The organism is Amycolatopsis sp. MtRt-6 (genome assembly GCF_017308975.1).
GTDB lineage: Bacteria > Actinomycetota > Actinomycetes > Mycobacteriales > Pseudonocardiaceae > Amycolatopsis.
The window spans coordinates 409,108-435,985 of the sequence record NZ_JADWPD010000004.1 but is presented as its reverse complement, the minus strand read 5'-3'; the positions used below and the strand labels follow the sequence as shown (position 1 = coordinate 435,985).

The 26,878-nt window shown below is 70.7% G+C and carries 23 protein-coding genes and 1 pseudogene; 5 read left to right on the top strand and 19 right to left on the bottom strand.

Features of this window, described 5'->3' with window-relative positions; genetic code table 11:
* The first annotated feature begins 55 nt into the window (after nt 1-55).
* Nucleotides 56-217 (top strand): transposase family protein, encoded by a 162-nt coding sequence (locus I4Q55_RS10605; RefSeq protein ID WP_374194461.1) that lies wholly within the window; start codon nt 56-58, stop codon nt 215-217.
* A gap of 164 nt (nt 218-381) precedes the next feature.
* Here I4Q55_RS10605 and I4Q55_RS10600 read toward each other — a convergent pair whose 3' ends face one another.
* Complete coding sequence (locus I4Q55_RS10600; RefSeq protein ID WP_206786378.1) at nt 382-1,059, bottom strand: NUDIX domain-containing protein; 678 nt, start codon at nt 1,057-1,059, stop codon at nt 382-384.
* A 77-nt stretch (nt 1,060-1,136) separates the two neighbouring features.
* On the opposite strand from I4Q55_RS10600, the gene I4Q55_RS10595 reads away from it, so the two are divergent.
* Nucleotides 1,137-2,138: an SPFH domain-containing protein gene (locus tag I4Q55_RS10595; RefSeq protein WP_206786377.1), complete on the top strand. Its 1,002-nt coding sequence runs from the start codon at nt 1,137-1,139 to the stop codon at nt 2,136-2,138.
* Nucleotides 2,135-3,004 (top strand): NAD(+)/NADH kinase, encoded by an 870-nt coding sequence (locus tag I4Q55_RS10590; RefSeq protein ID WP_206786375.1) that lies wholly within the window; start codon nt 2,135-2,137, stop codon nt 3,002-3,004. The genes I4Q55_RS10595 and I4Q55_RS10590 overlap by 4 nt, the downstream gene beginning before the upstream one ends.
* A gap of 4 nt (nt 3,005-3,008) precedes the next feature.
* On the opposite strand, the gene I4Q55_RS10585 is transcribed toward I4Q55_RS10590, so the two are convergent.
* The 9 genes from I4Q55_RS10585 to I4Q55_RS10545 all read right to left on the bottom strand — a co-directional run bounded on the left by I4Q55_RS10585 (nt 3,009) and on the right by I4Q55_RS10545 (nt 13,213).
* The gene (locus I4Q55_RS10585; RefSeq protein WP_206786373.1) at nt 3,009-5,231 is read right to left on the bottom strand and encodes a glycoside hydrolase family 15 protein; all 2,223 of its coding nucleotides are present in this window, start codon (nt 5,229-5,231) and stop codon (nt 3,009-3,011) included.
* Between the two features lie 118 nt (nt 5,232-5,349).
* Entirely contained in the window at nt 5,350-6,045 is a 696-nt protein-coding gene (locus I4Q55_RS10580; protein ID WP_206786371.1) for a TetR/AcrR family transcriptional regulator, read from the bottom strand.
* A 27-nt stretch (nt 6,046-6,072) separates the two neighbouring features.
* A complete protein-coding gene (locus I4Q55_RS10575) occupies nt 6,073-7,161 on the bottom strand; it encodes a glycerate kinase (protein ID WP_206786369.1) in 1,089 nt (362 codons plus the stop codon).
* Nucleotides 7,158-7,535 (bottom strand): gamma-glutamylcyclotransferase, encoded by a 378-nt coding sequence (locus tag I4Q55_RS10570; RefSeq protein WP_206786367.1) that lies wholly within the window; start codon nt 7,533-7,535, stop codon nt 7,158-7,160. Before I4Q55_RS10570 ends, I4Q55_RS10575 begins: the two co-directional genes overlap by 4 nt.
* A gap of 10 nt (nt 7,536-7,545) precedes the next feature.
* On the bottom strand, nt 7,546-8,991 hold the full coding sequence (locus I4Q55_RS10565) for an NCS2 family permease (RefSeq protein ID WP_206786359.1): 1,446 nt from the start codon (nt 8,989-8,991) through the stop codon (nt 7,546-7,548).
* A 110-nt stretch (nt 8,992-9,101) separates the two neighbouring features.
* Nucleotides 9,102-9,584, bottom strand: coding sequence for a nucleoside deaminase (locus I4Q55_RS10560; protein ID WP_206786357.1), 483 nt, complete (start codon nt 9,582-9,584; stop codon nt 9,102-9,104).
* Nucleotide 9,585: 1 nt separating this feature from the next.
* Entirely contained in the window at nt 9,586-11,877 is a 2,292-nt protein-coding gene (gene pucD / locus I4Q55_RS10555) for a xanthine dehydrogenase subunit D (protein WP_206786355.1), read from the bottom strand.
* On the bottom strand, nt 11,874-12,344 hold the full coding sequence (locus tag I4Q55_RS10550; protein ID WP_206786346.1) for a (2Fe-2S)-binding protein: 471 nt from the start codon (nt 12,342-12,344) through the stop codon (nt 11,874-11,876). Before I4Q55_RS10550 ends, pucD begins: the two co-directional genes overlap by 4 nt.
* Nucleotides 12,335-13,213, bottom strand: coding sequence for a xanthine dehydrogenase family protein subunit M (locus tag I4Q55_RS10545; protein WP_206786343.1), 879 nt, complete (start codon nt 13,211-13,213; stop codon nt 12,335-12,337). The genes I4Q55_RS10550 and I4Q55_RS10545 overlap by 10 nt, the downstream gene beginning before the upstream one ends.
* A gap of 294 nt (nt 13,214-13,507) precedes the next feature.
* Here I4Q55_RS10545 and I4Q55_RS10540 point away from each other — a divergent pair, with 294 nt between their 5' ends.
* A complete protein-coding gene (locus I4Q55_RS10540; protein ID WP_206786333.1) occupies nt 13,508-13,798 on the top strand; it encodes a hypothetical protein in 291 nt (96 codons plus the stop codon).
* Between the two features lie 25 nt (nt 13,799-13,823).
* On the opposite strand, the gene gcl is transcribed toward I4Q55_RS10540, so the two are convergent.
* From gcl to I4Q55_RS10505, 7 genes are all read right to left on the bottom strand, one after another.
* Complete coding sequence (gcl, locus tag I4Q55_RS10535) at nt 13,824-15,515, bottom strand: glyoxylate carboligase (protein ID WP_206786325.1); 1,692 nt, start codon at nt 15,513-15,515, stop codon at nt 13,824-13,826.
* A gap of 1 nt (nt 15,516) precedes the next feature.
* Entirely contained in the window at nt 15,517-16,404 is an 888-nt protein-coding gene (locus I4Q55_RS10530; protein ID WP_206786323.1) for an NAD(P)-dependent oxidoreductase, read from the bottom strand.
* On the bottom strand, nt 16,401-17,213 hold the full coding sequence (locus tag I4Q55_RS10525; RefSeq protein WP_206786321.1) for a hydroxypyruvate isomerase family protein: 813 nt from the start codon (nt 17,211-17,213) through the stop codon (nt 16,401-16,403). Before I4Q55_RS10525 ends, I4Q55_RS10530 begins: the two co-directional genes overlap by 4 nt.
* 138 nt (nt 17,214-17,351) lie before the next feature.
* Nucleotides 17,352-18,209 carry a 2Fe-2S iron-sulfur cluster-binding protein gene (locus tag I4Q55_RS10520; RefSeq protein WP_206786319.1) on the bottom strand — a complete coding sequence of 286 codons (858 nt, stop codon included), beginning with the start codon at nt 18,207-18,209 and terminating at the stop codon, nt 17,352-17,354.
* Nucleotides 18,206-19,951, bottom strand: a complete 1,746-nt coding sequence (locus I4Q55_RS10515; protein ID WP_206786317.1) for an NAD(P)H-dependent oxidoreductase subunit E — start codon at nt 19,949-19,951, stop codon at nt 18,206-18,208. The genes I4Q55_RS10520 and I4Q55_RS10515 overlap by 4 nt, the downstream gene beginning before the upstream one ends.
* A gap of 1 nt (nt 19,952) precedes the next feature.
* Entirely contained in the window at nt 19,953-21,875 is a 1,923-nt protein-coding gene (locus tag I4Q55_RS10510) for a molybdopterin oxidoreductase family protein (protein ID WP_206786315.1), read from the bottom strand.
* A gap of 12 nt (nt 21,876-21,887) precedes the next feature.
* Nucleotides 21,888-22,877 (bottom strand): 2-dehydropantoate 2-reductase, encoded by a 990-nt coding sequence (locus I4Q55_RS10505; RefSeq protein WP_206786313.1) that lies wholly within the window; start codon nt 22,875-22,877, stop codon nt 21,888-21,890.
* Between the two features lie 266 nt (nt 22,878-23,143).
* Between I4Q55_RS10505 and I4Q55_RS10500 the strand changes: the two genes are divergently transcribed.
* Nucleotides 23,144-23,881 (top strand): GntR family transcriptional regulator, encoded by a 738-nt coding sequence (locus I4Q55_RS10500; protein ID WP_206786450.1) that lies wholly within the window; start codon nt 23,144-23,146, stop codon nt 23,879-23,881.
* Between the two features lie 75 nt (nt 23,882-23,956).
* Here I4Q55_RS10500 and I4Q55_RS10495 read toward each other — a convergent pair.
* Together I4Q55_RS10495 and I4Q55_RS10490 are read right to left on the bottom strand one after the other, a co-directional pair.
* Nucleotides 23,957-25,261, bottom strand: a pseudogene (locus I4Q55_RS10495) (OFA family MFS transporter); the annotation flags it as partial.
* Nucleotides 25,262-25,440: 179 nt separating this feature from the next.
* On the bottom strand, nt 25,441-26,820 hold the full coding sequence (locus I4Q55_RS10490; RefSeq protein WP_206786311.1) for an OFA family MFS transporter: 1,380 nt from the start codon (nt 26,818-26,820) through the stop codon (nt 25,441-25,443).
* Nucleotides 26,821-26,878 lie beyond the last annotated feature (58 nt).

The window sequence follows — 26,878 nt, the reverse complement described above, 5'->3', positions numbered from 1 at the left end:
GTTCAAGAAAACCGCAGGTCAACCACCCCTCAACGCCCGGCAACGGGTCCACAACATGCTGCACGCCCGAGCCCGGGCCCTGGGTGAACGCGCCATGGCCATCCTCAAAACCCGCTGGCAGGCATTGCACCGCATCACCCTCTGCCCCCACCGCATCGGCCACATCGTCCAAGCCGCCCTCGTCCTCACCCACCACGAACACCACGGACGCTACTGAGAAAACCTCAATGTGGCGTTGGTTGCATCCAACGCACCCAATGTGGCCTTCGGTGCGTCCAACGCACCCAATGTGGCCTTCGGTGCATCTGACGCACCGAACGCCACATTGGGGCGCTCCGAGGCCCGGCAACCTCCCCTGGGTGGGTCAGCGAAGCGCCCGGCTCAGCTCCGCAGCATCGGCGGGTACAGCACCGCAGCCTCCCCCCGCCGGTACAGCCGGGCGGGGCGGCCGCCGTCACGCGTCGTCGTGCGGCCCGTGGGCTCCAAGAGCCCCTCCGCGCCCGTCACCTTCCGGTGGAAGTTGCGCGGGTCCAGGCGCGTGTCCCACACCAGCTCGTACACCCGCCGCAGCTCGGCGACCGTGAACTCCGGTGCGCAGAACGCCGTCGCCAGTGGTGAGTACTCCAGCTTCGCGCGGGCGCGCTCCACGCCGTCGGCCAGGATGCGGTCGTGGTCGAACGCCAGGCGCTCGTCCCGCAACGCCCGCACCGGTGCCCATCGGGCCTCCGCCGCGTCCGTGCCCGCTCGCGGCACCGGCAGGTCCGGTGCCAGTGCCAGGTACGCCACCGTCACCACCCGCATCCGCGGGTCCCGGTCCGGCGCGCCGTAGCCCGCGAGCTGTTCGATGTGGACGGTCCCCGGCGCCAGGCCCGTCTCCTCCGCCAGCTCCCGGCGCGCCGCGTCCGCCAGGTCTTCCTCCGGCCGGACGAACCCGCCCGGCAGCGCCCACTCGCCGAAGTACGGCTCCACGCCCCGGCGCACCACCAGCGCGCACAGCTCGTCCCCGGTCAGGGTGAGCACGACCAGATCCACGGTGACGGCGAACGGTGGGTGACCCATGCCACCCACCCTAATCGTCAGCTTGACGATTAGCGACTCGAGCCCATATCGTCACGCCGACGATAAGAGGAGGCTCCATGGCCGACATCGATCGCCGGTTCGGGTTCCGGCACCTGCGGGGTGCCCCCACCGTGCACATCCGCCACTACCGCCGCGGCAAGCTCGCGCACGACGGCGTCGGGCTGTCGTTCTGGTACCGGCCGCTGACGGCGGTGGTCTCGGAGATCCCGGTCGACGACCGCGAGCTGCCGCTGCTCTTCCACGCCCGCACGGCCGACTTCCAGGACGTCACCGTCCAGCTCGCCCTCACCTTCCGGATCGAGGACCCGGCGCTCGCCGCGCAGCGCATCGACTTCTCCATCGACCCGGACACCGGCCGCTGGCGAAGCGACCCCCTCGCGCAGATCAGCGGGCTGCTCACCGAAAACGTCCAGCAGTACGCCGTCGAAGTCCTGACCCGCACGCCGCTGGCCACCGCGCTCGTCGACGGCGTCCGCGCGGTCCGCGACCGCATCCGCGCCGGCCTGGCCGACGAGGACACCCGGCTCGCGCAGACCGGCTCGGCGGTGATCGACGTCCGCGTCGTGGCGATCCGGGCCGAGGCCGACGTCGAGAAGGCGCTCCAGACGACCGCGCGGGAAAAGGTGCAGCAGGAGGCCGACCGCGCGACCTTCGAGCGGCGCGCGCTCGCCGTCGAACGCGAACGGGCGATCAGCGAAAACGAGCTGCAGAACCAGATCGAGCTGGCCCGCCGCGAGGAGCAGCTGCTCGCCCAGCGCGGCGCGAACGCCCGGCGTCAGGCCGAAGAAGCGGCGGAGGCGAACCGGATCGAGACGGAGGCGCAGGCGTCGCGCGAGGAGCGGCTGACGCAGGTGAAAGCCGCGGGGAAGCGCGCGCTCGGCGAAGCGGAGGCCGCGGGTGAGGCCGCCCGGCTGGCGGCGTACCGCGACCTGCCGGAGGGCGTGCTGACCGGGCTCGCGCTCAAGGAACTGGCGGGCAACCTGCCGCAGATCGACAGCCTCGTGCTGACCCCGGATCTGCTCACGCCCCTGCTGACGAAGCTGGGCGTGCGCTCGTGAGCCTCGCGCCGCGGGTCGTGCTCGTCCACCGTCGCACCGAGCTCGACGAGCTCCTCGCCCGCCACGGCACCCGGGGACAGGCCGAGTTCTTCCTCCGCACCCGGGGCCGCGACCTCGCCGAGGTGACCGCGGCGGACGCGGCGGTGCGCGCCGCCCTCGCCGCGGCCAGCGCGGCCATCCCGCTCGACTGGCGCCGCGGCGAGGTCGAACGCGCGGACCTCGACCGGTTCCTCTTCACCCCGGAGGACGTCGTCGTGGTGGTCGGGCAGGACGGCCTGATCGCCAACGTCGCCAAGTACCTCGACGGCCAGCCGGTGATCGGGGTCGCTCCGGGCGAGCCCGGCGTGCTGGTCAAGCACCCGGTCGAGGCCGTCGCCGATCTCGTGCGGTCCACGGCCGACGTCGAGCACCGGACGATGGCCGAGCTCACCGCGGACGACGGCCAGCGGCTGCTCGCCCTCAACGAGATCTACCTCGGGCACGCCGGGCACCAGACCGCCCGCTACCGGCTGGGGGTCGGTGGCGGGCGGGCGGAACGCCAGGCGTCGTCGGGCATCCTCGTCGGGACGGGCACCGGGGCGACCGGCTGGTGCGGGTCGGTGTGGCGGGAACGCCGCAGCGGCCTGGCCCTGCCGGCCCCCGGCGAGGCCCGGCTGGTCTGGTTCGTGCGGGAGGCCTGGCCGTCACCGACGACCGGGACCACCCGCACCGAGGGCGAGCTGACGCGGGCGCCGCTGACGGTCGAGGTCGAGTCCGACCGCCTGGTCGCGTTCGGCGACGGCCTCGAAGCCGACACGGTCGCCCTCACCCGCGGCCAGACGGCGACCTTCGCCCCCGCGGCGAAGACCGTCCGCCTGGTGCGCTGACGGTTCAGGTGCCGTAACGGGACTTGACGATCGACGGGGTGTCGAGGTTGCGGCCCGCGTCCATGCTCTGGGCCAGGCGCAGGTATTGGCCCTCCGCCCACATCAGCGGGCCCGCGCTGCCCGTCGGGCGGCCGAGGCCGAAGCAGCCGACGTCCGCGCGGTCCCAGACCTGCTCGGGGACGAAGTAGCCGTCGTTGACCGAGTCCGCCATCGACTTCAGGTACACCGCCGCCGAACGGCCGTTGGCCAGCTCGTACTGGCCGCGCTCACCCGACAGCACCGGCCACAGGCGGCCGAAGCGCTGTCCGGCGTTGGCCGGCCAGCCGCTGCAGTTCGCGTTGCTCTCGCCGTAGTTGTCGTGCGGGTAGCGGTGGAAGTAGATGTCGCCGTTGGGCAGTGTCACCTGCATGGGCGAGTTGCCGTCCGACGCCGCCGCCGTCGGCGCGATCGAGTTCGCGATCGTCGCGTCGCCCGCCGGGCGGATGCCCAGGCGGACCAGGTCGAGGAAGCCGAAGTCGGTGACGTCACGCTCGTAGAAGCAGCCTTCGTCGAAGCAGATCGTCGCCGTGTCGTTCGGGTTGCCGGCTCGGTCGAGACGCTCGTAGTACGTGTGGCCGCCCCAGTAGCCCGACGTCGTCACGGTCCAGCCGGCCAGGGAGTTGCGCCAGGAGTCCGCTGTGGACTCCCACGTCGACGCGCTCGCCGGGTCGCCGTTGGCTCGGGCGATCGCTCCCGCCGCGATCAGGCCCGCGATCTCCGCCGCCACCGAGGACGGCGACTTGCCGTACTGCTCCTCCCAGCGCTCGGTCGTGTCCGGACCGGTGGCGACGATGTGGTTCGCGGTCGTCTTGATCTTGGCGTAGGTCGCGGCGTCGGTCAGGCCGGTCATCCAGGCCAGGAGGATCGCGTTCGCGTCCTGGTCCAGCTGCTCGCAGCAGCCGAGCTGCTGGGGGCTTGCTCCCGCGACGCCGGATACCGGGCTGTAGCGGGGGAACGAGCCTGCCGGATACGTCGTGCCGTCGCCTGCCGTGGGGGTGCCGATCCACTGGGAGTTCCAGAGGAACTGGGCCATGCGTTTCGCCTGTGCGCTGTCACCCGCGGCGAGGAGGCCGGTTGCCTGCTGGTAGAGGTCGCGGCCCCAGACCCGGTGGTAGCCGTCGTTGAGGTGGTCTCCGTTCGTGAAGTCACCCCAGGGTGTTGCCAAGCCCGCGACGCTCGCGCCTGGGTGTTGTTTGTCTTCTGCTGTTTTCAGGGCCATTGCCGCGACGTAGTACGTGCGGCGGCGTTGTGTGTCGCCCGAGACGCTCGCCGGTGCCGGTTTCAGGCTGTTCACGTACGTGTTCCAGCCGGTGCGGTACGACGCTGACACCGCGGTGAAGCCACTGCTCAGTGACGCGCTTGCCGCCGAGGACGCCGCTGCCGCCGTGCTGCCGTAGCCGAGGGCCACCGTGAATGTCGTGTCCGCCCCTACCGGGATCTGTCCACACTGGACCACGTTGCCGGTGCCGGAGATGTTGTCGAACTGGTTGTTCAGGGTTTTGTCGGCGCGGAGGTCCACCAGGCAGTCGCTTGCTGCTCCGCTATAGCCGTTGTCGTGCGCCGTGAAGCCCGTTGATGCACGGAGTGCGGAGACGACTGTTGTCGCTGTTCCGCCGAAGAGTGTTTCGGTTCCGCTGGCCATCAAGCCGCTTCCGTCCCACCAGGCGTTGTCGTTGGCTCCGCCGCCGGCCATTGACGGGTTGGCCAGGAGGTAGAGGCGGTAGCTTCCGCCGTCCAGGGACTGGAAGCGGGTGTTCGTGACCAGCGTTGCCCGGGCTGGGTCTGTTGCGTAGTTCGTCGTTATCCGGTACTTGCCGCTCTTTGCCGTGTTCGTGATCGTGTACTGGAGGGCCTTCTCGTCGGGCATGCTCACCACGTGGTTCGTGGCGTCGCGCTCGAGGTCCACGAATGTTGAGCCGTCCGTGACGATGTACTGCATGTCCTGCATGTTCGGGACGTCTGCTCGGGGGTAGAAGACCTCTGACGTCACTCCGTCGGCCACCGTGAACCAGACCGGGCTCGTCGGCGTTGCCGACGTTCCCAGGGCTGACTTGTTGCCTGTTGCCCAGGAGGCTCCTCCGCCGCAGCAGTCCGTTGCCGTTCCTGCTGCCTGGGCTGTTCCGTGGAGGGTTGCGGCCAGCAGGATTGCTGTTCCGGTGCTGGCCAGGACCGCTTTCCACCTGATCATCGGGGGCCTCCGACGGCGATGTCGTCTATATGTTGTTGGCCGCAACATATTGAGGCGTTGCTCGGTGACAAGCAATGTCCGACCGATCTTTATCGATTCAGTTCGGCTAGGCGCTGGGTTAGGCGTTCGCGATGCGGTCCAGCCACTCGGCCATGAGGGTTCGCTCGGCTTTTGTCAGCGCCGTTGCGCCTGCCAGTCCTGCCCTCAGTGCGATTGCGCGCTCCGGGAGGTCCGAGCCCGCGGGTTCGGTCGTGCCGGTGAGGATGCGGCCCAGCACTGTCTCGCGGGTTGTTGTCGACAGCTCCGGGTCGCGCTCTGCCTCCGGTGTTGCTATCTGCGTCAGCACTACCCCCATTCCCGCCGCGTGCGTCAGGCGTGCCGCTCTGTCCACGCTCACCCGGAGGCGGCCCGCTGCCGCCACTCGCTCGACTATCTGCCGCAGCATCGCCTCCGCTTCGCGCGCGGCCGGCGACGTTCGGCCCGGGCGGGCGTCTCCGTACATCAGCACGTAGAACTCCGGCCTTGCCAAGCCGAACTCGATGTGGAGGTCCCAGCCTCGGCGGAGGTCTTCGACCGGGTCCTTCGTCGAGCCCATTGCCCGCTTGCTCTTCAGGTACTCGTCGAAGCCGTAGGCCGCCACCGCGTCGAGGAGGCCGTCCTTGTCCCCGAACAATCTGTACAGTGCCGGTGGCTGGACTCCCGCCGCCGCGCTCACCGCGCGGGTCGACAAGCCGTCGCGCCCCTCCGCCGCCAGCAGTGCTGCCGCTGCCTCGAGGATCCGCGCCCGGGTGTCCGCCGCCGTCTTTGCCGCCATGGTTACGATGATAACAAGACTTTGATATCAGTTGTCCGGCGGCGCGATCCGGTGAGTGAGGCGGCGCAGCAGGGGCGCCGCCTCGGCCATGCAGCGGGCCGGGTCCGGTTCCAGGTCTGTCAACGCGTACGCCGCTTGGATGCCCGCGTTCGCCAGCTCCGCTGCCGACAGCTCGCAGCGGCCCGACACCGCGACGCACGGGATTCCCTTGGCCGACGCGGCGCGGGCCACTCCGGCCGGCGCCTTGCCGGACAGCGTCTGCCTGTCCAGGGAGCCTTCGCCGGTGATCACCAGGGTGGCTCCGGCCAGCGCCTCCTCGAAGCCCAGGAGGTCCAGCAGCAAGTCGATGCCGGGGCGCATCCGGGCACCCAGCACCGCCATTGCGGCGTAGCCCACTCCCCCGGCCGCTCCGGCTCCCGGCCGGGAGGCGAACTCCGGGCCGGCGATCGATGCCCACTGCCGCAGTGCCGCATCCAGGATTTCGACGTCGTCGGGTGATGCGCCCTTCTGCGGTCCGTAGACCGCCGCGGCTCCGCTTGGTCCGTACAGGGGATTGTTCACGTCGCTTGCCAGCTCGATGTCCACTTCGGACAATGCGGCCACGTCCAGTGCGGCGACCCGGGACAACGCCGCGCCGCCGAAGGGCACTTCGCGTCCGGCGTCGTCGAGGAGCCGGGCTCCGAGTGCCGTCAGCATCCCCGCGCCGCCGTCCGTGCAGGCACTGCCTCCCACGCCCAGCACGATCCTGCGGGCGCCTGCCCGGTGCGCGGCCGCGATGACGTCGCCCGCTCCCGCGCTGGTCGCCGTCAGCGGCTCCGGTGGCCGGGGCAGCCGGTGCAGTCCGGACGCCTCGGCCAGCTCCACGATCGCCGTGTCGCCGCGCACCGCGTAGGACGCCGTCAGCCATTCTCCCGTCGGGCCGCGGGCCGGGACCTCGACGCGGCGGAAGCCCGCGGCCACCGCCGCGTCGAGAGTGCCTTCGCCGCCGTCTGCCACCGGGAGGGTCCGCACCGCCGCCGCGGGGTGGACGTCAGCCAGGCCCGCGGCCACCGCCGACGCCACCTCCGCCGCGGTGAGCGAGCCCTTGAACTTGTCCGGCGCGACCAGAAACCTCACGCGCTCGCCTTGAACGCCCGCCAGTCGCCGATCTCGGTGATGTCCCGGAGGGCGACGTGGGAGGTGTACGGCCGCCGCAACACCATCGCGAACGCCGAACTTCCGTCCGCCAGCTCCACCACGCCCAGCTCCAGCTCGTGCGGTTCGGCCGGCAGTACCTTGTCCCGCAGGGCGTCCAGGGAGACGTCGTAGACCTCGCCGGTGACCGGCGCGCCTCCGTGCGATACCGGGTACAGGGCCGGACACTGGTCGCCGACCGCGTAGAACCGGTACTTCGGGGCCGTTTCCGTGGCCGCCACGAACCGCGATCCGGCCAGCAGGTGGTGCAGTGGCTCGCCGCGCATGGCGCCGCCGTTGAAGAACATCAGGGCCACGGGAAACTCCTTAGCGGAAGAGGGCTTCGACGCCGTCGACGGCGAAGTACACCGCGAACACCAGCGCCAGCAGGGACAGCAGCCAGCCCGCTTCGCGCCACTTGCCGCGGCCGATCTTGATCAGGACGAACGCGATCAGGCCCGCGCCGACGCCGTTGGTGATCGAGTACGTGAACGGGATCAGCGCGGCCGTCAGGAACACCGGGATCGTGTAGTCCGGGTCGTTCCACGGAATGGTGCGGCACTGCGCCACCATCATGCCGCCGATGACGACCAGCGCGGGCGCCGCGGCCTGGGCCGGGACGATTCCGGCCAGCGGGGTGAACAGCAGCGTTCCCGCGAACAGCAGCCCGGTGACGACGCTGGCGAGCCCGGTCCGCGCGCCCTCGCCGACGCCGGCCGCGGACTCCAGGAACACCGTGTTCGGCGACGAGCCGGTGACGCCCCCGGCGATCGCGCCCGCGCCGTCGACCAGGAGGATGCGGCCCATCCGGGGTACTTTCCCGTTCTTCGACAGGCCGGCTTCGTCGGAGACGCTGGTGATGGTGCCCATCGCGTCGAAGAAGCCGGACAGCACGAGCGTGAACAGGAAGACCGTGGCCGCGAGCGCGCCCGCCGAGGCGAAGCCGCCGAAGAGGTCGATGTGGCCGAAGAGCCCGAAGTCGGGGGCGGCGACGACGTGGTCGGGCAAAGCGGGGGTGGTGAGGCCCCAGCCGCCGACACCGAACCCCTGGTGCAGCACGACGGCGAACGCGGTGGCCACCCCGATGCTGATCAGCACCGCGCCCGGGACCTTGCGGGCCACCAGCACGATCATCAGCAGCAGCCCGAAGCAGAAGACGACGATCGGCCAGCCGTGCAGGTGCCCGGTCGCCCCGAGGCGCACCGGGACCGTGGTCTGCGCCGAGTCCGGCACCCGGGTCACGAACCCGGCGCTGACCAGGCCGACGAGCGCGATGTAGAGCCCGATCCCGACGGTGATCGCCGTCTTGAGCGGCCGCGGGATGGCGTTCATGATCCGCTCGCGGACGCCGCTGACCGCCATCAGCACGATGCACACGCCTTCGAGCACGACCAGCCCGAACGCCTGCGCCCACGTCATCTCGGGTGCCATCTGGAAGGCGACGATGCCGTTGATGCCCAGGCCGGCGGCCAGCGCGAGGGGCGCGTTGCCGACGAGTCCCATGAGGACGGTCATCACGGCGGCGGCCAGCGCGGTCGCCGTGGTCACCTGGGCGGCCGACAGCCGGGCGCCGGTGATGTCGGCGGAGGCGCCGAGGATGAGCGGGTTGAGCAGCACGATGTACGCCATCGCGACGAACGTGGTGAGACCGCCGCGGACTTCGCGGCCGATCGTGGTCTGCCTCGCCCGCAGCTCGAACAGCTTGTCGAGCAGCGAACGGCGTTGCGGGGGTACTTCGTCGACTACTCGGGTGGGGACTTCGGTCTGGGTCATTCGTCCTGCCCTTGCCGGTGGGGGGTGCTCGGCCAGGGCCAGGCACCACGCCGTGCCTGGCCGAGCGGGACGTTCGAATCGGTTGTGCTCCGGTCAGCTGGCCTTGTGGGTCAGTAATCGGTGCGGTCGCTCTTGTCGAGCCAGGCCGCGAACGGCGCGAATCCGTCCTTTGCGGACAGTCGCGTCACGGGGACCGTCCACGTCTCGCGCGGGCGGTCGAAGAGTTCGTAGAAGGCACGGTCGTCGAAGCCGGCCTTGGCCGCGTCATGACGGTCGGCGGTATACAGAATCCGGTCGACCCTCGCCCACAGCGCCGAGGACAGGCACATCGGGCACGGCTCGCAGCTGGAGACGAGCACGCAGCCGTCCAGCTTGAACGTGCCCAGTTCCTGGCAGGCCGCCCGAATCGCGACCACTTCGGCGTGCGCGGTCGGGTCGAGGTTCGCCGTGACGCGGTTGACGCCGGTCGAGACGACCTCGCCGTCCCGCACGATCAGGGCACCGAACGGGCCGCCGCCGTTCTCGACGTTCTGCGTGGCGATGCGGACGGCTTCGCCGAGCCATTCCCGCTCGGCGGAAATCGACGTGGTCATCTCAGACTCCGGTGATGTGCTCGGGGCGGATCGGGACGCGCGGCAGCTCGAGGCCGGTGGCCGCGCGGATGGCGTTGGCGATCGCGGGCGTGGCCGAGATCGTGGGCGGCTCGCCGACGCCGCGGACGCCGTAGGGCGCGTGCGGGTCTGGCCGCTCGAGGACGTCGACGCGCATCGGCGGCATGTCGAGGATCGTCGGGATGAGGTAGTCGGTGAACGACGGGTTCCGCACCTTGCCGCCCTCGACGAGGATCTCCTCCATCACGGCCAGGCCCAGACCCTGCGCCGAGCCGCCCTGGATCTGGGCGACGACGGCGTCGGGGTTCATCGCCTTGCCGACGTCCTGGGCGCAGTCGAGCTGCACCACCTTGACCAGCCCGAGGTCGAGGTCGACGTCGACCACCGCGCGGTGGGCGGAGAAGCCGTACTGGACGTGCGCGTCGCCCTGCCCGGTTTCCGGGTCGAGCGGGTAGGTCGGCCGGTGGTGGAACTCGCGGGTCTCCTCGATCGCCGTGTCGCCGAGCAGCTCGGCCAGGTCCGCGACGACTTCGCCGTCGGCCGCGACGACCTTGCCGCCGGCCAGGGTCATGCCTTCGGCCGACCGTCCCAGTCGGCTGTATACCGTATCCGCGACCGCCCGGCAGGCGTTGCGGACCGCGCCGCCGGTGACGTAGGTCTGGCGTGACGCCGAGCTGGAGCCGGCGTCACCGACGCTCGTGTCGGCCGGGTGCACGCTCACCCGCGTCACGCCCAGCTCGGTGCGGGCGATCTGCTGCTGCAGCGTCACCAGGCCCTGCCCGACTTCCGCGGCGGCGGTGTGCACCATCGCCACCGCTTCGCCGCCGATCACCTCCAGGCGGACGCGCGCGGTCGAGTAGTCGTCGAGGCCTTCGGCGTAGGAGATGTTCTTGATCGTCACGCCGTAGCCGACCCCGCGGACGACGCCTTCGCCGTGGGTGGTGTTGGACGCGCCGCCGGGCAGTTCGCGGATGTCGGCGTGCTCGCCGCGCGAGGGCGGCAGCGGCATGTCGCGCAGCCGCTGGAGGAGTTCCGCCACCGGGGCCGGGAAGTCGACCACCTGGCCGGTGACCACAGTGGACCCCTCGCTGAGCGCGTTGCGGATGCGCAGCTCGGCGGGATCCATGTCCAGCGCGGCGGCCAGTTTGTCCATCTGGGACTCGTAGGCGTACGTCGGCTGCACCGCGCCGAGCCCGCGCATCGCGCCGCAGGTCGGGTTGTTGGTGTACACACCCCAGCCCTCGATGTGGGCGTTCGGGACATCGTAGGGACCGACCCCGAGCGTGGTGCCGTTGCCGACCACGACCGGGGTCTTGGACGCGTACGCGCCGCCGTCGAAGTACAGCTTCGCGCGGACGTAGACGAGCTTTCCCTCGCGAGTGGCGCCGTGCTCGTAGTACATCTTCGCCGGGTGGCGGTGCACGTGCCCGAAGAATGATTCCAGTCGGTTGTATACCATCTTCACCGGACGCCCGGTGCGCAGCGCGAGCATGCAGGAATGGATCTGCATCGACAGGTCCTCGCGGCCACCGAACGCGCCACCGACCCCGGACAGCGTCAGCCGCACCTTCTCCAGCGGCAGGCCCAGCGCCTTGGCCGTCTGCCGCTGGTCGACATGCAGCCACTGGGTGGCGAGGTAGAGGTCGACGCCGCCGTCCTCGGCCGGCACGGCCAGCCCGGACTCCGGACCGAGGAACGCCTGGTCCTGCATCCCGATCTCGTAGACACCGGACACGACCACGTCCGCGGTCGCGTCCGGGTCGCCCTTGACGATCCGCTGGTGCCGCACCAGGTTGCCGCCCGGGTGCAGCTTCGGCAGGGTGTCGTCGTGCGCGGCCCGCTCGGGATCGGTGATCGGCTCCAGGACGTCGTACTCGACGACGATCTCCTTCAGCGCCTGCCGCGCGATCTCCGGGTCGTCGGCGGCCAGGACGGCCACCGGCTCGCCCTGGTAGCGGACCAGGTCGGCGGCCAGCGCCGGGGTGTCCTGGAACTTCAGGCCGTAGACGTTCTCACCGGGCACGTCCTCGTGCGTCAGCACCGCGTGCACGCCCGGCTGAGCGAGCGCGCGGGAGACGTCGAGGCGGACGATCCGGGCGTGCGGGTGCGGGCTGCGCAGCGTGACGCCCCACAACATGTCCTCGTGCCAGAGGTCCGAAGAGTAGGCGAACTCGCCGCGCACCTTGAGCGTGCCGTCCGGGCGCAGCGGGCTCTCGCCGATGCCGCCGGCGATCGTGTCGTGCAGCTCCTGCGGGGAGCGGGACGGCGCGCTCATCGGACGGCCTTCTTCGCGGCGGCGTCGCGGACGGCGTCGAGGATCTTCTCGTAGCCCGTGCAACGGCAGAGGTTCCCGGCGAGGGCCTCGCGGATCTCGACGTCGGACGGCTCGGGGTTCCGCTCGATCAGGTCGTGCGCCGCCACCAGCAGGCCCGGCGTGCAGAACCCGCACTGGACGGCACCGCGCTCGACGAACGCCTCCTGCACCGGGTCGAGGGTTTCCCCGTCGGCCAGCCCTTCGACGGTGACGACCTCGCGGCCCTCGGCCTGCCCGGCCGCGACCAGGCACGCACACGCCGGGACACCGTCGAGGTAGACCGTGCACGAACCGCATTCACCCTGCTCGCAGGCGTTCTTCGAGCCGGGGAGGCCGAGCCGCTCGCGCAGGACGTAGAGGAGGCTCTCGCCCTCCCAGACGTTGTCCGCCCGGCGGGGTTCGCCGTTGACGGTGACGTTCAGGCGCACTTCGCGCTCCCTCCAGGTCGGGCACAGTATTCGGTCCAGGCCCAGGTCAGCGTCCGGCGCGCCATGACGCCGAGGGCGTGCCGCCGGTAGGCCGCGCTCCCCCGGACGTCGTCGATCGGCGACGCGGCCGCCGAGACCAGGTCGCCGAAGCGGCGTTTCACCGAGTCGGCGAGGGGCTTCGGCGCGGCCCAGTCCAGCTCGCCGGCCAGGAACTCCTCGGCGGCGAAGGCCCGCCGGGGCGTCGGCGCGGCCGAGCCGACGCCGGTGCCGACCCGCTTCTCGGCGGGGTGCAGGGCGAGCCCGAAGGCGGCCACGGCGATGACCATGGCGTTGCGCGTGCCGATCTTGCTGAACTGCTGCGGCCCGGTGGCCGGGGCCAGCAGGACCGCGGTGATCAGCTCGTCCGGTGCCAGGACGTTCTTCTTCACCCCGACGTAGAAATCCTTCGCGGCGACGATCCTGGTACCGCGCACGGAGGCGATCTCGACCTCGGCGTCCGCGGCCAGCAGGGCCGGGTGGGAGTCTCCCGCGGGCGAGGCCGCGCCGAGGTTGCCGCCCACCGAACCGCGGTTGCGGATCTGCGGGGACCCGACGGTCCGCGCGGCCATCGCCAGCCCGGGCAGCCGCGGGCCCAGCTCGGTGATGATCCGGCTGTAGGGCACGGCCGCGCCGATCCGGATCCGGCCGCCGTCGGTGCCGTGCTCGTGCAGTTCGGGCACGCGCCCGAGGTCGAGCAGGGCGTCCGGGCGGCGGTGGTCGAAGTTGAGCTCGACCATCACGTCCGTGCCACCGGCGAGCGGGACCGCACCGGGGTTCGCGGCCTTCGCGGCGAGCGCGTCGGCCAGCGAGGCGGGTCGGAGGAATTCCACTGTGGACGTCCTTTCGGGGCTGCTTCGGCAAGAAGTAGACACGCTCCCGCGTGGCCCCGACCACGGCAAAACCCCTGAAAGGCGGGTGAATTTCGAGCCCGCGTTTGTACTTTCCTCCAATACCCGTCCCGCGGGCACGCCAAGGCCGCCGTGCGAGGTCGGGGGCCTCGCACGGCGGCCTGGGGCACCGCGTATTCGGGAAAGGTCCTGCGGGGAAGGCGGAATCTCGGGCGGGGTGTCGTTCCGCCTGGTTACCGTCGGCTGTCAGGTCCCCTTCCGTGCAGGAGCTACGTCGTGTTCAACCGCATCGAAACGGCCGCGGCCGCCACCGGCCTCACCCCGCTGGAGATCCAGGAGCCGGGGCTGCCGGTCGCCTGCCTGTTCGCCGGCATCATCCGGGCGATCGCCTGCCAGGCCGAGCTGGCCCGGGCCGCCCGGTTCAACGCCCAGCGCCAGAACTTCTACAAGGCCGTCGCGAACGACGTCGTGCGCGGACCGGGCTTCGTGGCCGGCGCGCCCTCGATCGACACGCCGGCCGACCTGGCCGATCGCTCCAGCGACCAGCTGCTCGCGATCCTCGCCTGACGAGCCGGGCCGGGCCAGGCCGAGTTCAGCTTGCCGGCTCGAACTCGCGGACGGCGTCGAGGGCGGCGCCCATGGCGGCGTTGCCCTCGCGCTCGATCATGATCTCCACCAGGACCGGGCGGCTGGTGCGCTCGGCCTCCTTGCGCGCCCACTCCAGGGACGTGCGGATCTCCCCCGGCTCGTGCACCCGGGTGCCGGAGCAGCCGTAGGCCTCCATGATCTTCACGTTGTCCGTGCCGATCGCGTCGTAGTGGATGTCGACCTCGAAGTTCATCTCGTAGCCGGTCTCGGCCTGGCGGATGAGCCCGAGGTACTCGTTGTTGAGCATGATCAGCACGAACCCGACGTCGTACTGGGCGGCCACCGCCAGCTCCTCGACGAGGAACTGGAACGAGTAGTCGCCGACGACGCCGACGACCTCGGCTTCCGGCCGCGCCTTTTTGACGCCGATGGCCGCCGGGATCTCCCAGCCGAGCGGGCCGGCCTGGCCGCACACCTGGTAGTGCCGCGGCTTGTGCGCCTGCTGGAACTGGCCTGACCAGATCTGGTAGAGCCCGATCGCGGTGACGAAGTAGGTGTCCTCGCCGAAGGTTTCGTTGATCTCCTTGAACACCCGCGGCGCCTTGATCGGCAGGCTGTCGAAGTCGTCACGCCGGGGCAGCGCCTCCTTCAGCTCGCCGATCCGGGCGACCCACTCCCGCCTCGGTGTTGCCGACCGGCGGTCCACCGCCGCCAGCAGCGCGTCGAGGAACTCCCGAGTGTCCGAGACGATCCCGAGGTCGGGGCCGAAGACCTTGCCCAGCTGGGTGGGCTCGATGTCGACGTGGATGAACTTCCGCTCCCCGCGGTAGACCGACAGCTCGCCGGTGTGCCGGTCGCCGAACCGGGCGCCGAGCGCCAGCACGAGGTCGGCCTCCAGGAAGGCCGCGTTCGCCCACCGCTGGGACGTCTGGATGCCGGCCATCCCGGCGAACAGCTCGTGGTTCTCGGGGAAGCTGCCCTTGCCCATCAGCGTCACCTGCACCGGGACGTCGAGCCGCTCGGCGGCTGCCCGCAGCTGCTCGCTCGCCTCGCCGAGGACGACGCCGCCGCCGGCCAGGATCAGCGGGCGCTCGGCGGCCAGCAGGAGGTCCAGCGCGCGCTCGACGCGCGCGGGCGCCGGGGTCACCCGGGTCACCGGCAGCGGCGAGTCGATCGAGGAGTCCCACTCGATGTCCTGCTTCTGGACGTCGATCGGCAGGTCGATGAGCACCGGGCCGGGGCGGCCCGAGCGGGCGATCCGGAACGCCTCACGGAAGATCCACGGCAGCTGCGCCGCCTCCTTGACCTGCACCGCCCACTTCGTCACCGGCTTGGCGATCTCGACGATGTCGACGGCCTGGAACGCCTCCTGGTGCAGCTTGGTGGTCGCGGCCTGGCCGGTGATGCAGATCATCGGGATCGAGTCCGCGTGCGCGGTGTAGAGCCCGGTGATCATGTTCGTCCCGGCCGGACCGGACGTGCCGATGGCGACGCCGACGTTGCCGTTCGTCCTGGCCCAGCCGTCGGCCATGTGTGTCGCGCCCTCTTCGTGGCGGACGATCAGGTGCTCGATCGACCGGCCTTGCAGGGCGTTATACAGCGGGAGGATGGCGGCGCCCGGGCAGCCGAAGACGGTGTCGACGCCTTCGCTCTCCAGGACGTCGACGACCGCCTGCATCGCGGGGATTCTGGGCATGTCACACCTCCGCCGGGACGCGGCCCGACAACTGTTCGACGACCTTCAGCAAGGCCGAGTGGTCCAGGGAGCCGTAGCCCATGGCGCGGCCGGCGGCGACGAGCTGGGCGACCAGCCCGGTGAGCGGGAGCGCGACGTCGGCCTGCCGGGCGGCAGCCAGCGCGATCCCCATGTCCTTGTGGTGCAGGTCGATCCGGAAGCCGGGCGCGAACTGCCGGTCCACCATGGACTGGCGCTTGAGCTCCAGGATCCGGCTGCCCGCGAGCCCGCCGGCGAGCACGTCGAGGCCCGTGGCGGCGTCCACACCGGACGCTTCCAGGAGCACGATCGCCTCCGCGACGAGCCCGTAGATCCCACCCACGACGAGCTGGTTCGCGGCCTTGACGACCTGGCCGGCGCCGTGCGGGCCGACGTGCACGATGGTCTTGCCGACGGCGGCCAGTACCGGCTTGGCCGCCGCGAAGTCCTCTTCGAGACCACCGACCATGATGGACAGCGACGCCTGCTCGGCCCCGGCCTGCCCGCCCGAGACGGGCGCGTCGAGGACGCGGATCTTCCTGTCCCGCGCGGCTTCCGCGATCGCGATCGACGTTTCGGGCCGGATGGTGCTCATGTCGATCAGGAGCGTGCCCGGCTCGGCGGTGTCGAGGACACCGCCGCCGGCCAGCACGACGTCCTCGACCTGCGGGTGGTTCGGCAGCATCGTGATGACGACGTCCGCCCCGGCCACCGCGTCCGCGACGCCGGTCGCGGCCCGCCCGCCGGCGGCCCGCAGCTTCTCCCCCGCGGCGGGGGTGACGTCGTAGCCGCCGACGTCATGGCCGGCCGCGACCAGGTGCGCGGCCATCGGGGCGCCCATCACGCCCAGTCCGATGAATCCCAGTTTCATGCTCGTCCCCTTCGGGTTTTCGGCAGCCAGGCCAGCGACGTGAGCGTGTCGGGTTCCGGGACGTACTCGATTCCGACGAAGCCCGCGTAACCCGCGTTCTGCAGCTTCGCGAGGTGCCCGTCGATGTCGAGCTCGCCGGTACCGGGCTGGTGGCGGCCGGGAGCGTCGGCGATCTGCACGTGCCCGATCCGGGCGAGGTGCCGCGTCGCGAGCGCGTCCAGGTCGTCTCCGTTGACTGCCAGGTGGTAAAGATCGGCCAGCAACCGCACGTTTTCGCGCCCGAGGTCGTCGAGCACGGCCACGGCGTCCGCGGCGGTCTTGAGCGGGTAGCGGTCCGCGCCGGAGAGCGGTTCGAGGACCAGCTGCGCGCCGATCCGCGCGGCGGCGTCGGCGGCCTTGTCCAGGTGCACGCGGGCCAGGTCGTCCTGCTTGGCCGGGTCTTCGCCGTCGAGCCGGTTGCCGTAGAGCGCGTTGAAGCTGCGGCAGCCGGTGCGTTCGGCGATGCCGAGGGCGACGACGAGGCTGTCGGCGAACTCGGTCTCCCGGCCGAGCCAGGAGACGAGCCCCCGCTCCCCCGCCGCCATGTCCCCGGCGTAGAAGTTCAGCCCCCGCAACCGGACCCCGTCGAGGCTCCGGACGAAGGCGTCCACGTCCTCGCGCGCGGGCACCGCGGAGCCGAACGGCCACCAGAACTCGACATCGGTGAACCCGGCGTCCCGCGCGGCGGCGGCGCGCTCGAGCAGGGGGGCCTCCTTGAACAGGATCGACAGGTTGGCGACGTACGGCAGGGAGTGGCCCTCGTCAGGCATCGCGACCTCGAATTTCGCTATCCGGAATCTTTCTTTCGTATATCGAGAATAGCCGTTGCCCAGCGCCAGGGTCAACGCCCGAACGACGAAGGCGCCGCGACCCATCGAGTCACGGCGCCTTCGCGCGAACGGGTTCCGCTACCGGTTCTGGACGTGCTGCCAGCCGAAGCGGCCCTTGATGCACAGGTTCCCGTGCGTCACCGAACTCTCGTGCGGCGAGGTCACCTTCACGATCTCGTTGTCCTGGACGTGCAACGTGAGGTTGCAGCCGACCCCGCAGAACGTGCAGACCGTCGTCGTCCGCGTCTGGCGGGACTCGTCCCAGGATCCTTCCGACCGCTTGTCGTACTCGCGCTTGAAACTCAGCGCCCCCGTCGGGCAGACCTCGACGCAGTTGCCGCAGTACACGCAGGCGCTGTCCGGTAACGGGTTCGAGAACTCCGTCGAGATCCGCGCGTCGAAGCCGCGGCCGGCGACGGTGATCGCGAACGAGTTCTGCCACTGCTCGCCGCACGCGTCGACGCACTTGTAGCAGAGGATGCACTTCTCGTAGTCCCGGACGTACAGCTCGTTGTCCACCAGGGCCGGTTGCGCCACCGTCGCCGCGTCCGGGCCGAAGCGGTCCGGGTCCGCGCCGGTTTCGGCGATCCACTCCGCCACGCCCGGCGTCGTCGACAGGTCCGTCGCCGAGGCCAGGAGTTCGAGGACCACCTTGCGGCTCGTGCGCGTCCGCTCCGAATCGGTGTGCACCACCATGCCCGGCTCGGCCTTGCGCGAGCACGACGGCACCAGCGTCCGCGAGCCCTCGACCTCGACCATGCAGACGCGGCAGGCGTTCGCCGGTTCGAGGGTGTCGCCGTAGCAGAGCGTCGGGATCGCCTTGCCCGCCGCCGTGCACGCGTCGAGGATCGTCGAGCCCTCCTGCACCCGGACGGTCTCGCCGTCCACAGTGAACTCGACCAGCCGCTTGGGAATCCCGATGTCCACAATGGTCATTTCAGCGCTCCCAACCGGTCGATGGCCGACTCGATGGCGTTCCACGCGGTCTGGCCGAGGCCGCAGATCGACGAGTCCCGCATGACGCCGCCGACCTCGCGCAGCAGCGGCCGTTCCTCCGTCCCGGACGCCAGGACGCGGCGGATCGCCTCCTCCTGCCGCACCGTCCCGATCCGGCACGGGACGCACTGGCCGCACGACTCGTCGCGGAAGAACTCGGCGATCCGCAGCAGGAACCCACCCAGGTCCACGAGGTCGTCGAGGACCAGGACGACCCCCGAGCCGAGCGTCGTCTTGGCCGCCCGCGCGTCCTCGAACGTCAGCGGCAGGTCCAGCTCGTCCGGCCGGACGAACCCGCCGGCCGCGCCACCCAGCAGGATCGCGCGCAGCGAGCGACCCTCCGGTACTCCCCCGGCCATCGCGAGCAGCTCCCGCAGCGTCGTCCCGAACGGTACTTCGTAGACACCGGGCCGCTCGACGTTGCCGGAGAGGCAGAACAGCTTCGGCCCGGCCGAAGATTCGGTGCCGAGCGAACGGTACGCGGCCGCCCCCTCGGTGAGGATCAGCGGCACGTTGACCAGCGTCTCGACGTTGTTCACCACGGTCGGCTTGCCGAACAGCCCCTGCTCGACCGGGAACGGCGGCTTCGTCCGGGGCTCCCCGCGGAAACCCTCGATCGAGTTGAAGATCGCCGTTTCCTCGCCGCAGATGTAGGCGCCCGCGCCACGCCGGATCTCGATGTCGAACGAGAAGCCCGCGTGCCCCATGACGTCCTCGCCGAGGAACCCGCGGTCGCGAGCGGCCGCCAGCGCGTTCCGCAGCAGCCGCAGCGCGCGCGGGTACTCGCCGCGCAGGTACACGTACCCCTGCCGGGCGCCGATCGCGAACGCCGCGATCGTCATCGCCTCGACCAGGGCGAACGGGTCGCCCTCCAGGAGCACCCGGTCCTTGAAGGTGCCGGGCTCGCTCTCGTCGGCGTTGCACACCAGGTAGTGCGGCCCGGCGGGCTGGGCGGCGGTGGCCGCCCACTTGCGCCCGGTCGGGAACGCGGCGCCGCCGCGGCCGAGCAGCCCGGAGTCGGTGACCTCGCGGATGACCGCGGCCTGCCCCATCCGCAGGGCGTTGCGCAGGGCCGCGTAACCGCCGGTCGCCCGGTAGTCGTCCAGACTGGCCGGGTCGACGACGCCGACCCGGCGCAGCAGCCGCAGCCCGTCCCGCTGGTGGAGCACTGGCGGGGCCCCCTCCGAAACAGACGGTGCCCGCCCGGCGGCCAGCACCGCCGACGCGCCGGTGACCGGGGCGACGAGTTCCGTCGTCGCCGGGTCGCCGGCCTGGAACGTCAGCGCCGCGGGGGCCCGTTCGCAGACGCCGAGGCACGGGCTGCGCTGCCACGTGACCCCGCCGCGCGCCTTCCCCGCGACGCCGACGTGCTCGGTGAGGACATCGCATACAGTATCCGCGCCACTGATCCGGCAGGCCAGGTCGGTGCAGACGTGCACCACCCGCTCCGGCCGCTCCTCCAGCGCGAACAGCGAGTAGAAGCTCGCCACGCCGTACGCGTCGGCCGGCGGCACGTGCAGCGTCTCGCAGATGAGGTTGAGCGCGCCCTGGCTGATCCAGCCGACGCGGTCGTTGACCGCGTGCAGCGCGGGCAGCAGCTGGTCACGGCCCCCGCCGGCGAACCCGGCGACGGCTTCCCGCTCTTCGTGCGACGCGATCGCGTCCAGCAGCTTGAGGTCCACTTCAGGCTCCCACTGCCGAGAGCTTGTCGACGCGGATGGCCGCGGCCTTGTACTCGGCCGTCCCCGCGATCGGGCAGGTGGCTTCGATGGTGATGACGTTGACGTCGACCTCGTCCGGGAAGTGGAACGTCATGAACGCCAGCCCGGGTTTCAGGCCCTTGTCGAGCCGGACGGGCGCCACGATCGCACCCCGCCGCGACGAGATCTGGACCAGCTCGTCGGGTTCGACACCCAGTGCGCGCGCGTCCTCCGGGCAGAGGTCGAGGGTCTCCCCCTGCCGCAGCGGCGACGGGAACCCGCCGGACTGGACGCCGGTGTTGTAGGAATCGAGCCGCCGCCCGGTGGTGAGCCGGATCGGGAACTCCTCGGTGAGCAGGTCGACGGGCGGGCTGTGTTCGAGCACCGTGAACGGCGCCGGGCGGCCGCGTTCGGCCGGGTCCTCGGCCCACAGCCGGCCGTGGAGGAACGTCGGTTCGAGGGTGTCTTCGGAGAAGCACGGCCATTGGATCCCGCCGAGCGCCTCGAGCCGGGTATACGACATACCGGCGTGCATCGGCGACAGCGACCGCAGCTCGTCCCAGACCTCTTCGCCGCCGGTGTAGTGCCAGTCGTGGCCGAGCCGGCGCGCGAGCTCCGACAGCAGCTCGATGTCGTCGCGCGCGCCTTCCGGCGGTTCGAGGGCCTTGCGGACGCGCTGCACCCGCCGTTCGGAGTTGGTGAAGGTGCCGTCGCTCTCGCACCAGGCCGCCGTCGCCGGCAGCACGACGTCGGCCAGCTGCGCGGTCTTGGTCAGGAAGATGTCCTGCACGATCAGGTGGTCGATGTTGGCCAGCCGCTTGATCGTGTGCTCGCAGTCCGCTTCGGACTGCACCGGGTTCTCGCCGATGATGTACACGCAGGTCAGGTCGCCGCGTTCCATCGCGTCGAGCATCTGGGTGAGGTTGAGGCCCTTGTGCGGCGGGATCGACGAGCCCCACGCGGTGTCGAACTTCGCCCGGACGCCGGCGTCGAGGACGTCCTGGAAGCCCGGGAGCCGGTCCGGGATGGCGCCCATGTCGCCGCCGCCCTGGACGTTGTTCTGCCCGCGCAGCGGGTTCAGCCCGGCGCCGTAGCGGCCGACCTGGCCGGCCAGCAGCGCCAGGTTGATCAGCGACAGCACGTTGTCGGTGCCGTTGTGGTGCTCGGTGATGCCGAGGGTCCACGACAGCTGGCCGCGGTCGGCGCGGGCGTAGGTGTGGGCGAGTTCGCGGATCAGCTCGGCCGGGACGCCGGTGGTCTTCTCCGCGACCTCCAGGGTCCACGGCTCGACCGACGCGGCGAACTCGGCGTACCCCTCGGTGGCCCGCTCGATGAACGTCGTGTTGGCGAGCCCGGAGTGGATGATCTCCCGGGCGATGGCGTGGGCCAGCGGGATGTCGGTGCCGACCTCCAGCTGCAGCTGCCGGTGGGCCCAGCTCGCGGTGCTGGTCTGCCGCGGGTCGACGACGAAGAGCTTCGCTCCCTTGTGGACGGCCTTGAGCACGTGGTGGAAGAAGATCGGGTGCGCCTCGCGCGGGTTGCCGCCCCAGATCACGATGACGTCGGCGTCTTCGATCTCCTGGTAGGACGACGTGCCGCCGCCGCTGCCGAACACGCGGGCCAGCCCGGCGACGCTGGGCGCGTGGCAGGTGCGGTTGCACGAATCGACGTTGTTCGTGCCGATCACCGCGCGAGTGAACTTCTGCGCCACGAAGTTCATCTCGTTGGTGGCGCGGGCGCACGAGAACATCCCGAACGCCTCGGGCCCCTTGCCGTCCAGGGTGCGGCGGATCCCGGCGGCGGCCCGGTCGAGGGCTTCGGACCAGGTCGCCGGCCGCAGCACGCCGGAATCGCGCACCAGGGGCTGGGTGAGCCGGACGTACGGCTCGGTGTTCCTGCGCTTCACGGGGACCTCCGGTCAGTGCGACCCGACGGGGACTTTGCTGGTGTGGTCGAGCAGCGAGATGGCGGCGTGGACGTATCGCAGGGCGGGCGCGGGCACGCCGGTGAGGCCGGCCAGCTCGACGACCGCGCCGATGATCGCGTCGATCTCCAGGGGCTTGCCCGCTTCGAGGTCCTGCAGCATCGACGTCTTGTGGTGGCCGACGCGCCAGGCGCCGTCGATGCGCTTCTCGACCGAGACGCCCGGGTCGCTGCCCGCGGCACGGGCGATTTCGAGGGTCTCGGTCATCATGGTGGCGACGAGCTCGCGGGTGTCGTCGTGCTCGCACATCTGGGCCATGGTCGCCCGGGTCAGCGCCGACAGCGGGTTGAAGGCGACGTTGCCCATCAGCTTGATCCAGATGTCGTTGCGCAGGTCGGCCTCGACCGGCGCCTTGAGCCCGCCGGCGATCATCGCCGCGCTGAGCACCTTGGCGCGCGCCGAGATCTCGCCGTCCGGCTCGCCGAGGGAGAACCGCGTGCCTTCCAGGTGCCGGACGACGCCCGGCTCTTCGATGACGGTCGAGCAGTACACGACGCATCCGATCGCCCGCCGCAGTTCGAGGACCGCCGTCACCGAGCCGCCGGGGTCGACGGTCTCGATCCGCTGCCCTTCCAGGGGATGTCCCTTCAGGCCGTGGAAGTACCACCACGGGATGCCGTTCTGCGCGGCGACGATGGCCGTCTCCGGCCCGAGCAGCGGGGCGAGCAGCTCGCCGCAGGAGGCGTAGGAGTTGGCCTTCAGGCCGAGGAATACGTAGTCGACCGCGCCCACCTCGGCGGGGTCGTCGGTGACGTGGGGGTGGGCGGTGAAGTCGCCGCGCGGGCTGAGCACGCGGACACCGCGTTCGCGCATCGCGGCGAGGTGGGCCCGGCGGGCGATCAGGTGCACTTCGGTCCCGCCGCGGTGCAGCGCGGCCCCGACGTAGGCGCCGATCGCCCCGGCCCCGAGAACAGCCACCTTCATGATGTGCCTCCCTGGTCCGGCCGTGATTGCATACAGTATCCTGGATCCGCGCTCAAAACCAGAGGCCAATGGGCCTCAAGCTGCGGACACCACTCCGGCGGCGTAACGAAGCGCGACAAATCAGACACTTTGGGTTACGTCGCCGGACGACTGTTGATCCACATCGGCAGAAAACCCCTGAGTCGGGTGAGTTTCTGGGATTTTGCATACCAAAACCTGTATCCTGAATCGAGATCATCGCTTTCCTCTCCGACTCGAGGTGTCCCGTGAGCCAGCCCGCTTCCCCCCTGCCCGACCGCGGCCCCACCGGGCGCCGCACGGCCAAGGGCTCGCTCAGCTCGACCGCCGCCAAGCGCGTCGAGCGGCCCGCCCCGCTGCGGCAGGTCGTCTACGAGGCGCTCGCCGAACTGATCATCAACCGCACGCTCGAACCGGGGCAGCACCTGGTCGAGGCCGACCTCGCCGAGTACCTCGGCGTCAGCAGGCAGCCGGTCCGGGAAGCACTGCAGCGGCTGCAGAGCGAGGGCTGGGTCGACCTCCGTCCGGCCCAGGGGGCGTTCGTGCACCTGCCGACCGACGAGGAAGCCGACCAGCTGCTGAGCGTCCGCAGTGTGCTGGAGACGCACTCCGCGAAGCTCGCGGCCGAGCGGGCCACGGTGGCGGACGTCGAACGGCTCTGGCAACTGCAGAAAGCCGGCGTCAAGGCCCTCCAGGCCGACGACACCGAGGGCCTGGTCGCGGCCAACGCCGCCCTGCACGCGTTTATCACCCAGCTGTCCGGGAACGCCGTGCTGGCGGAGCTCATCGGCCTGGTCGACCGCCGGGTCCGCTGGTACTACACGCCGATCGCCCGGCCCCGCGGCCAGGACGCCTGGCACGAGCACGAGGAACTGATCACCGCGATCGCGATGGAGGACGCGGAGCTGGCCGAGAAAATCATGGCCAAGCACACCGAACGGACCCGCCAGGCCTACCACGAACGTCCGGAGGCTCCCCGATCCTGATTTCGGCAGGACCGGGGAGCCGCACCGGATCAACCGCCGGCTGACGCCGACGGCCGGCGCGGGCCCCCCCCCGGGTTGGGGCGCAGGGTGGGGGGGCGGGCCGGGGGGGGGCGCGACACCCTCACCCCCCCGGGCGGCGGCGCGCGGCGGGCCCCCCCCCGTGTGGTTTGGGGGGTGGGGGGGCCGCTTCCGGCCGGGCTGGCGCAGGAACAGCGTCAGCACCGCCGAAAGGAGCGCGATGCACCCGGCGAGGATGTACGCGCCCGTGTAGCCCCACACGCTGATGACCCCCGCGGCGAGGCCACCGCCGCCGACGCCACCGACCAGTTTCGCGCTGTAGACCAGCCCGTAGTTCGACGCGTTGTTGTTCTCGCCGAAGTAGTCCGGCACCAGCGCGGCGAACAGCGGGTAGAACGCGCCGCCGCCGAAGCCGGTCAGGAACGCGAACACCATGAACAGCACCAGGTTGTGCGTGTTCCCGGCGTACAGCACGCCGAACTGCGCGACGGCCGCGACCACCAGTACGAGGGTGAGCGTCTGCCGCCGCCCGAGCTTGTCCGACGCCCAGCCGACGACCGCGCGGCCGGTGCCGTTCACGACGGCCAGCACCCCGGCCGAAGAAGCGGCGACGAACGCGCCGAAGTGGCTCACCTTCGCGAACGGCACCTGGAAGTTGATGCCGAACAGCGAAACCCCGCCGATGATCACCAGGCACACCCACATCAGCGGCAGCATCCCGGTCCGGACGGCTTCCGCCGGCGAGAACTGCTTCACCGCGGGCGGGTTCTTCGCCAGTCCCCCGTTCTCGGCCTGCCGGTCGCGCGCCCACGTCAGCGGGTCGACGTCCTTCGGCCACCAGCTCTTCGGCGGGTCCTTGAACAGGAACCCGCAGATCCCGACGGCGACGAGCATGTACACGCCCATGACGTCGAGGATCACCGAATAGTTGGCCGGGGTGAGGAAGGCGGCGAACACGTAGATGAACGGGACTGCGCCGTAGGCGAAACCGCCGTTGACGAACCCGGTCCGTGCGCCCCGCTTTTCCGGGTACCACTTGCCGACCATGTTGACGCAGGTCGCGTACACCAGCCCGGCGCCGATCCCGCCCAGCACCGAGTAGCCGGCGAACGCCAGCACCAGGTTGCCGCTGTGCGAAATGGTGAAGTAGCCGATCGCACTGCACACCGCGCCGGCGAGCATGGCCGTCCGCGCCGACACGATGTTCTTCTCCCGCAGGCGCCCGGCCGGGAACGCGACCGCGGCCTGGAACACCGCCCAGATGCTGGCCAGCCAGAACGCGTCCGACAGGGTCCAGCCGTACTTCTGCTCCAGGGTGCCTTCGACGGCACCCCAGCCGTACTCGAAGACGCTGACCGCCATCATCGCGATCCACGGCAGCCAGACCATCCAGCTGCGCGAGCGTCCCATGATGTCGTGCGGGGTTTCGCCGACCCGGTACACCCGTCCGTTCTCGTCGGTGATCTCCTGGTACTGCGCTGTGGTCATGACAGATCTCTTTCGTCCGCGCCGACTCGGGTCCGCTGCTGCCGAGCCGGACGTCAGCCGGTGGCGGGGCGCGCGACGAGCTCGGTTTCGGCGAGCTCGGTACGCATCCCGCCCGGCTTCCGGCCGGGCTGGCGCAGGAACAACGCGAGGCCGGCCGCCAGCAGGCTCGTCGCGGCCGCCAGGTAGAAGGCCGCGCCGTAACCCCACCCGTCGATGACCATCTTCCCGAGGCCCGCGCCGACGATCCCCGAAACGAGCTTCGAGCTGTAGACGAGGCCGTAGTTGCTGGCGTTGTTGTTCTCCCCGAAGTAGTCCGCGGTCAGCGCGGCGAACAGCGGGAAGATCGCGCCGCCACCGAACCCGGAGATCATCGACGCCAGCAGGAACAGCGGCATGCTGCCGATGGATCCGGACAGGTACACCGCGATCTGGGCGAGCCCGAGCACCACGCAGACCAGCAGCAGCGTCTGCCGCCGCCCGTACCGGTCGGAGATCCAGCCGATCACCCCGCGCCCGGCGCCGTTGATGACCGCCTTGAGGCTCATCGCCAGCGCGACGATGCCACCGGCGAAGCCCATCTCCTTGCCGAACGGGACCTGCGCGGAGATGCCGAAGATGTTGACGCCCGCCGTGCACAGCAGGCAGATCCACATCAGCGGCAGCATGCCGGTCTTGAGCGCCTCCCGCGGCGTGAACTGCTTGACCGCGGGCGGGTTCTTCGCCAGCGACCGGCGCACGCGCGGGTCGTCCGGCACCTTCAGCGGATCGACGTGCGCCGGCCACCAGTTCTTCGGCGGGTCGCGGAAGAAGAACCCGCTGACCGCGACCGCGCCGGCCAGGAACAGCCCGACCGCGGGCAGGATGGTGCCGTAGTTGCCCAAGTCGAGGTAGTTGGTGAAGATGAAGATGAACGGGACCGAGCCGTAGGCGAACCCGCCGTTGACGAAGCCCGTCTTGCCGCCCTTGCGTTCCGGGTACCACTTGCCGACCATGTTGATGCAGGTCGCGTACACGAACCCGGCACCGCCACCACCGAAGAGGCCGAACCCGAGGTAGGCCCAGAAGACGCTGGGCGAGTAGGCCAGCGCCAGGTACCCGAGCACGGTGCCCACGGCGCCGAGGAGCATCGCCGACCGGGCGGACAGCCTGCCGCTTTCCCGCATCTTGCCCGCGGGGAACGCGACCGCCGCCTGGAAGAAGACCCAGACGGCCAGCAGCCAGAAGATGTGGGCGCCGTGCCAGCCGTGCGCCGAAGACAGCGTGTCCTCGGCCGAAGTGAACGCGTATTCCGACGAGCTGATGGCCATCATGGCCACCCAGGGCAGGACGACCATCGTCCACCGTGGCCTGCCCATGATGTCCCGGTCGGTCTCACCGACCCGGTAGACTCTTCCGTTCTTGTCGGTGATCTCCTGGTACGTGGCTGCGGTCATAGGAGTTCTCTTTCGTCACCATTGACTCGTGTCCCTCTGCTGCCGTCGTGCGTGCGGT

Bases quoted from the DNA above. Each gene is read 5' to 3' on its own strand.
- I4Q55_RS10605 (WP_374194461.1), top strand. From the start codon at position 56: ATGCTGCACGCCCGAGCCCGGGCCCTGGGTGAACGCGCCATGGCCATC.
- I4Q55_RS10600 (WP_206786378.1), bottom strand. From the start codon at position 1,059: ATGGGTCACCCACCGTTCGCCGTCACCGTGGATCTGGTCGTGCTCACC.
- I4Q55_RS10595 (WP_206786377.1), top strand. From the start codon at position 1,137: ATGGCCGACATCGATCGCCGGTTCGGGTTCCGGCACCTGCGGGGTGCC.
- I4Q55_RS10585 (WP_206786373.1), bottom strand. From the start codon at position 5,231: ATGATCAGGTGGAAAGCGGTCCTGGCCAGCACCGGAACAGCAATCCTG.
- I4Q55_RS10580 (WP_206786371.1), bottom strand. From the start codon at position 6,045: ATGGCGGCAAAGACGGCGGCGGACACCCGGGCGCGGATCCTCGAGGCA.
- I4Q55_RS10565 (WP_206786359.1), bottom strand. From the start codon at position 8,991: ATGACCCAGACCGAAGTCCCCACCCGAGTAGTCGACGAAGTACCCCCG.
- I4Q55_RS10560 (WP_206786357.1), bottom strand. From the start codon at position 9,584: ATGACCACGTCGATTTCCGCCGAGCGGGAATGGCTCGGCGAAGCCGTC.
- pucD (WP_206786355.1), bottom strand. From the start codon at position 11,877: ATGAGCGCGCCGTCCCGCTCCCCGCAGGAGCTGCACGACACGATCGCC.
- gcl (WP_206786325.1), bottom strand. From the start codon at position 15,515: ATGCCCAGAATCCCCGCGATGCAGGCGGTCGTCGACGTCCTGGAGAGC.
- I4Q55_RS10530 (WP_206786323.1), bottom strand. From the start codon at position 16,404: ATGAAACTGGGATTCATCGGACTGGGCGTGATGGGCGCCCCGATGGCC.
- I4Q55_RS10525 (WP_206786321.1), bottom strand. From the start codon at position 17,213: ATGCCTGACGAGGGCCACTCCCTGCCGTACGTCGCCAACCTGTCGATC.
- I4Q55_RS10520 (WP_206786319.1), bottom strand. From the start codon at position 18,209: ATGACCATTGTGGACATCGGGATTCCCAAGCGGCTGGTCGAGTTCACT.
- I4Q55_RS10505 (WP_206786313.1), bottom strand. From the start codon at position 22,877: ATGAAGGTGGCTGTTCTCGGGGCCGGGGCGATCGGCGCCTACGTCGGG.
- I4Q55_RS10490 (WP_206786311.1), bottom strand. From the start codon at position 26,820: ATGACCGCAGCCACGTACCAGGAGATCACCGACAAGAACGGAAGAGTC.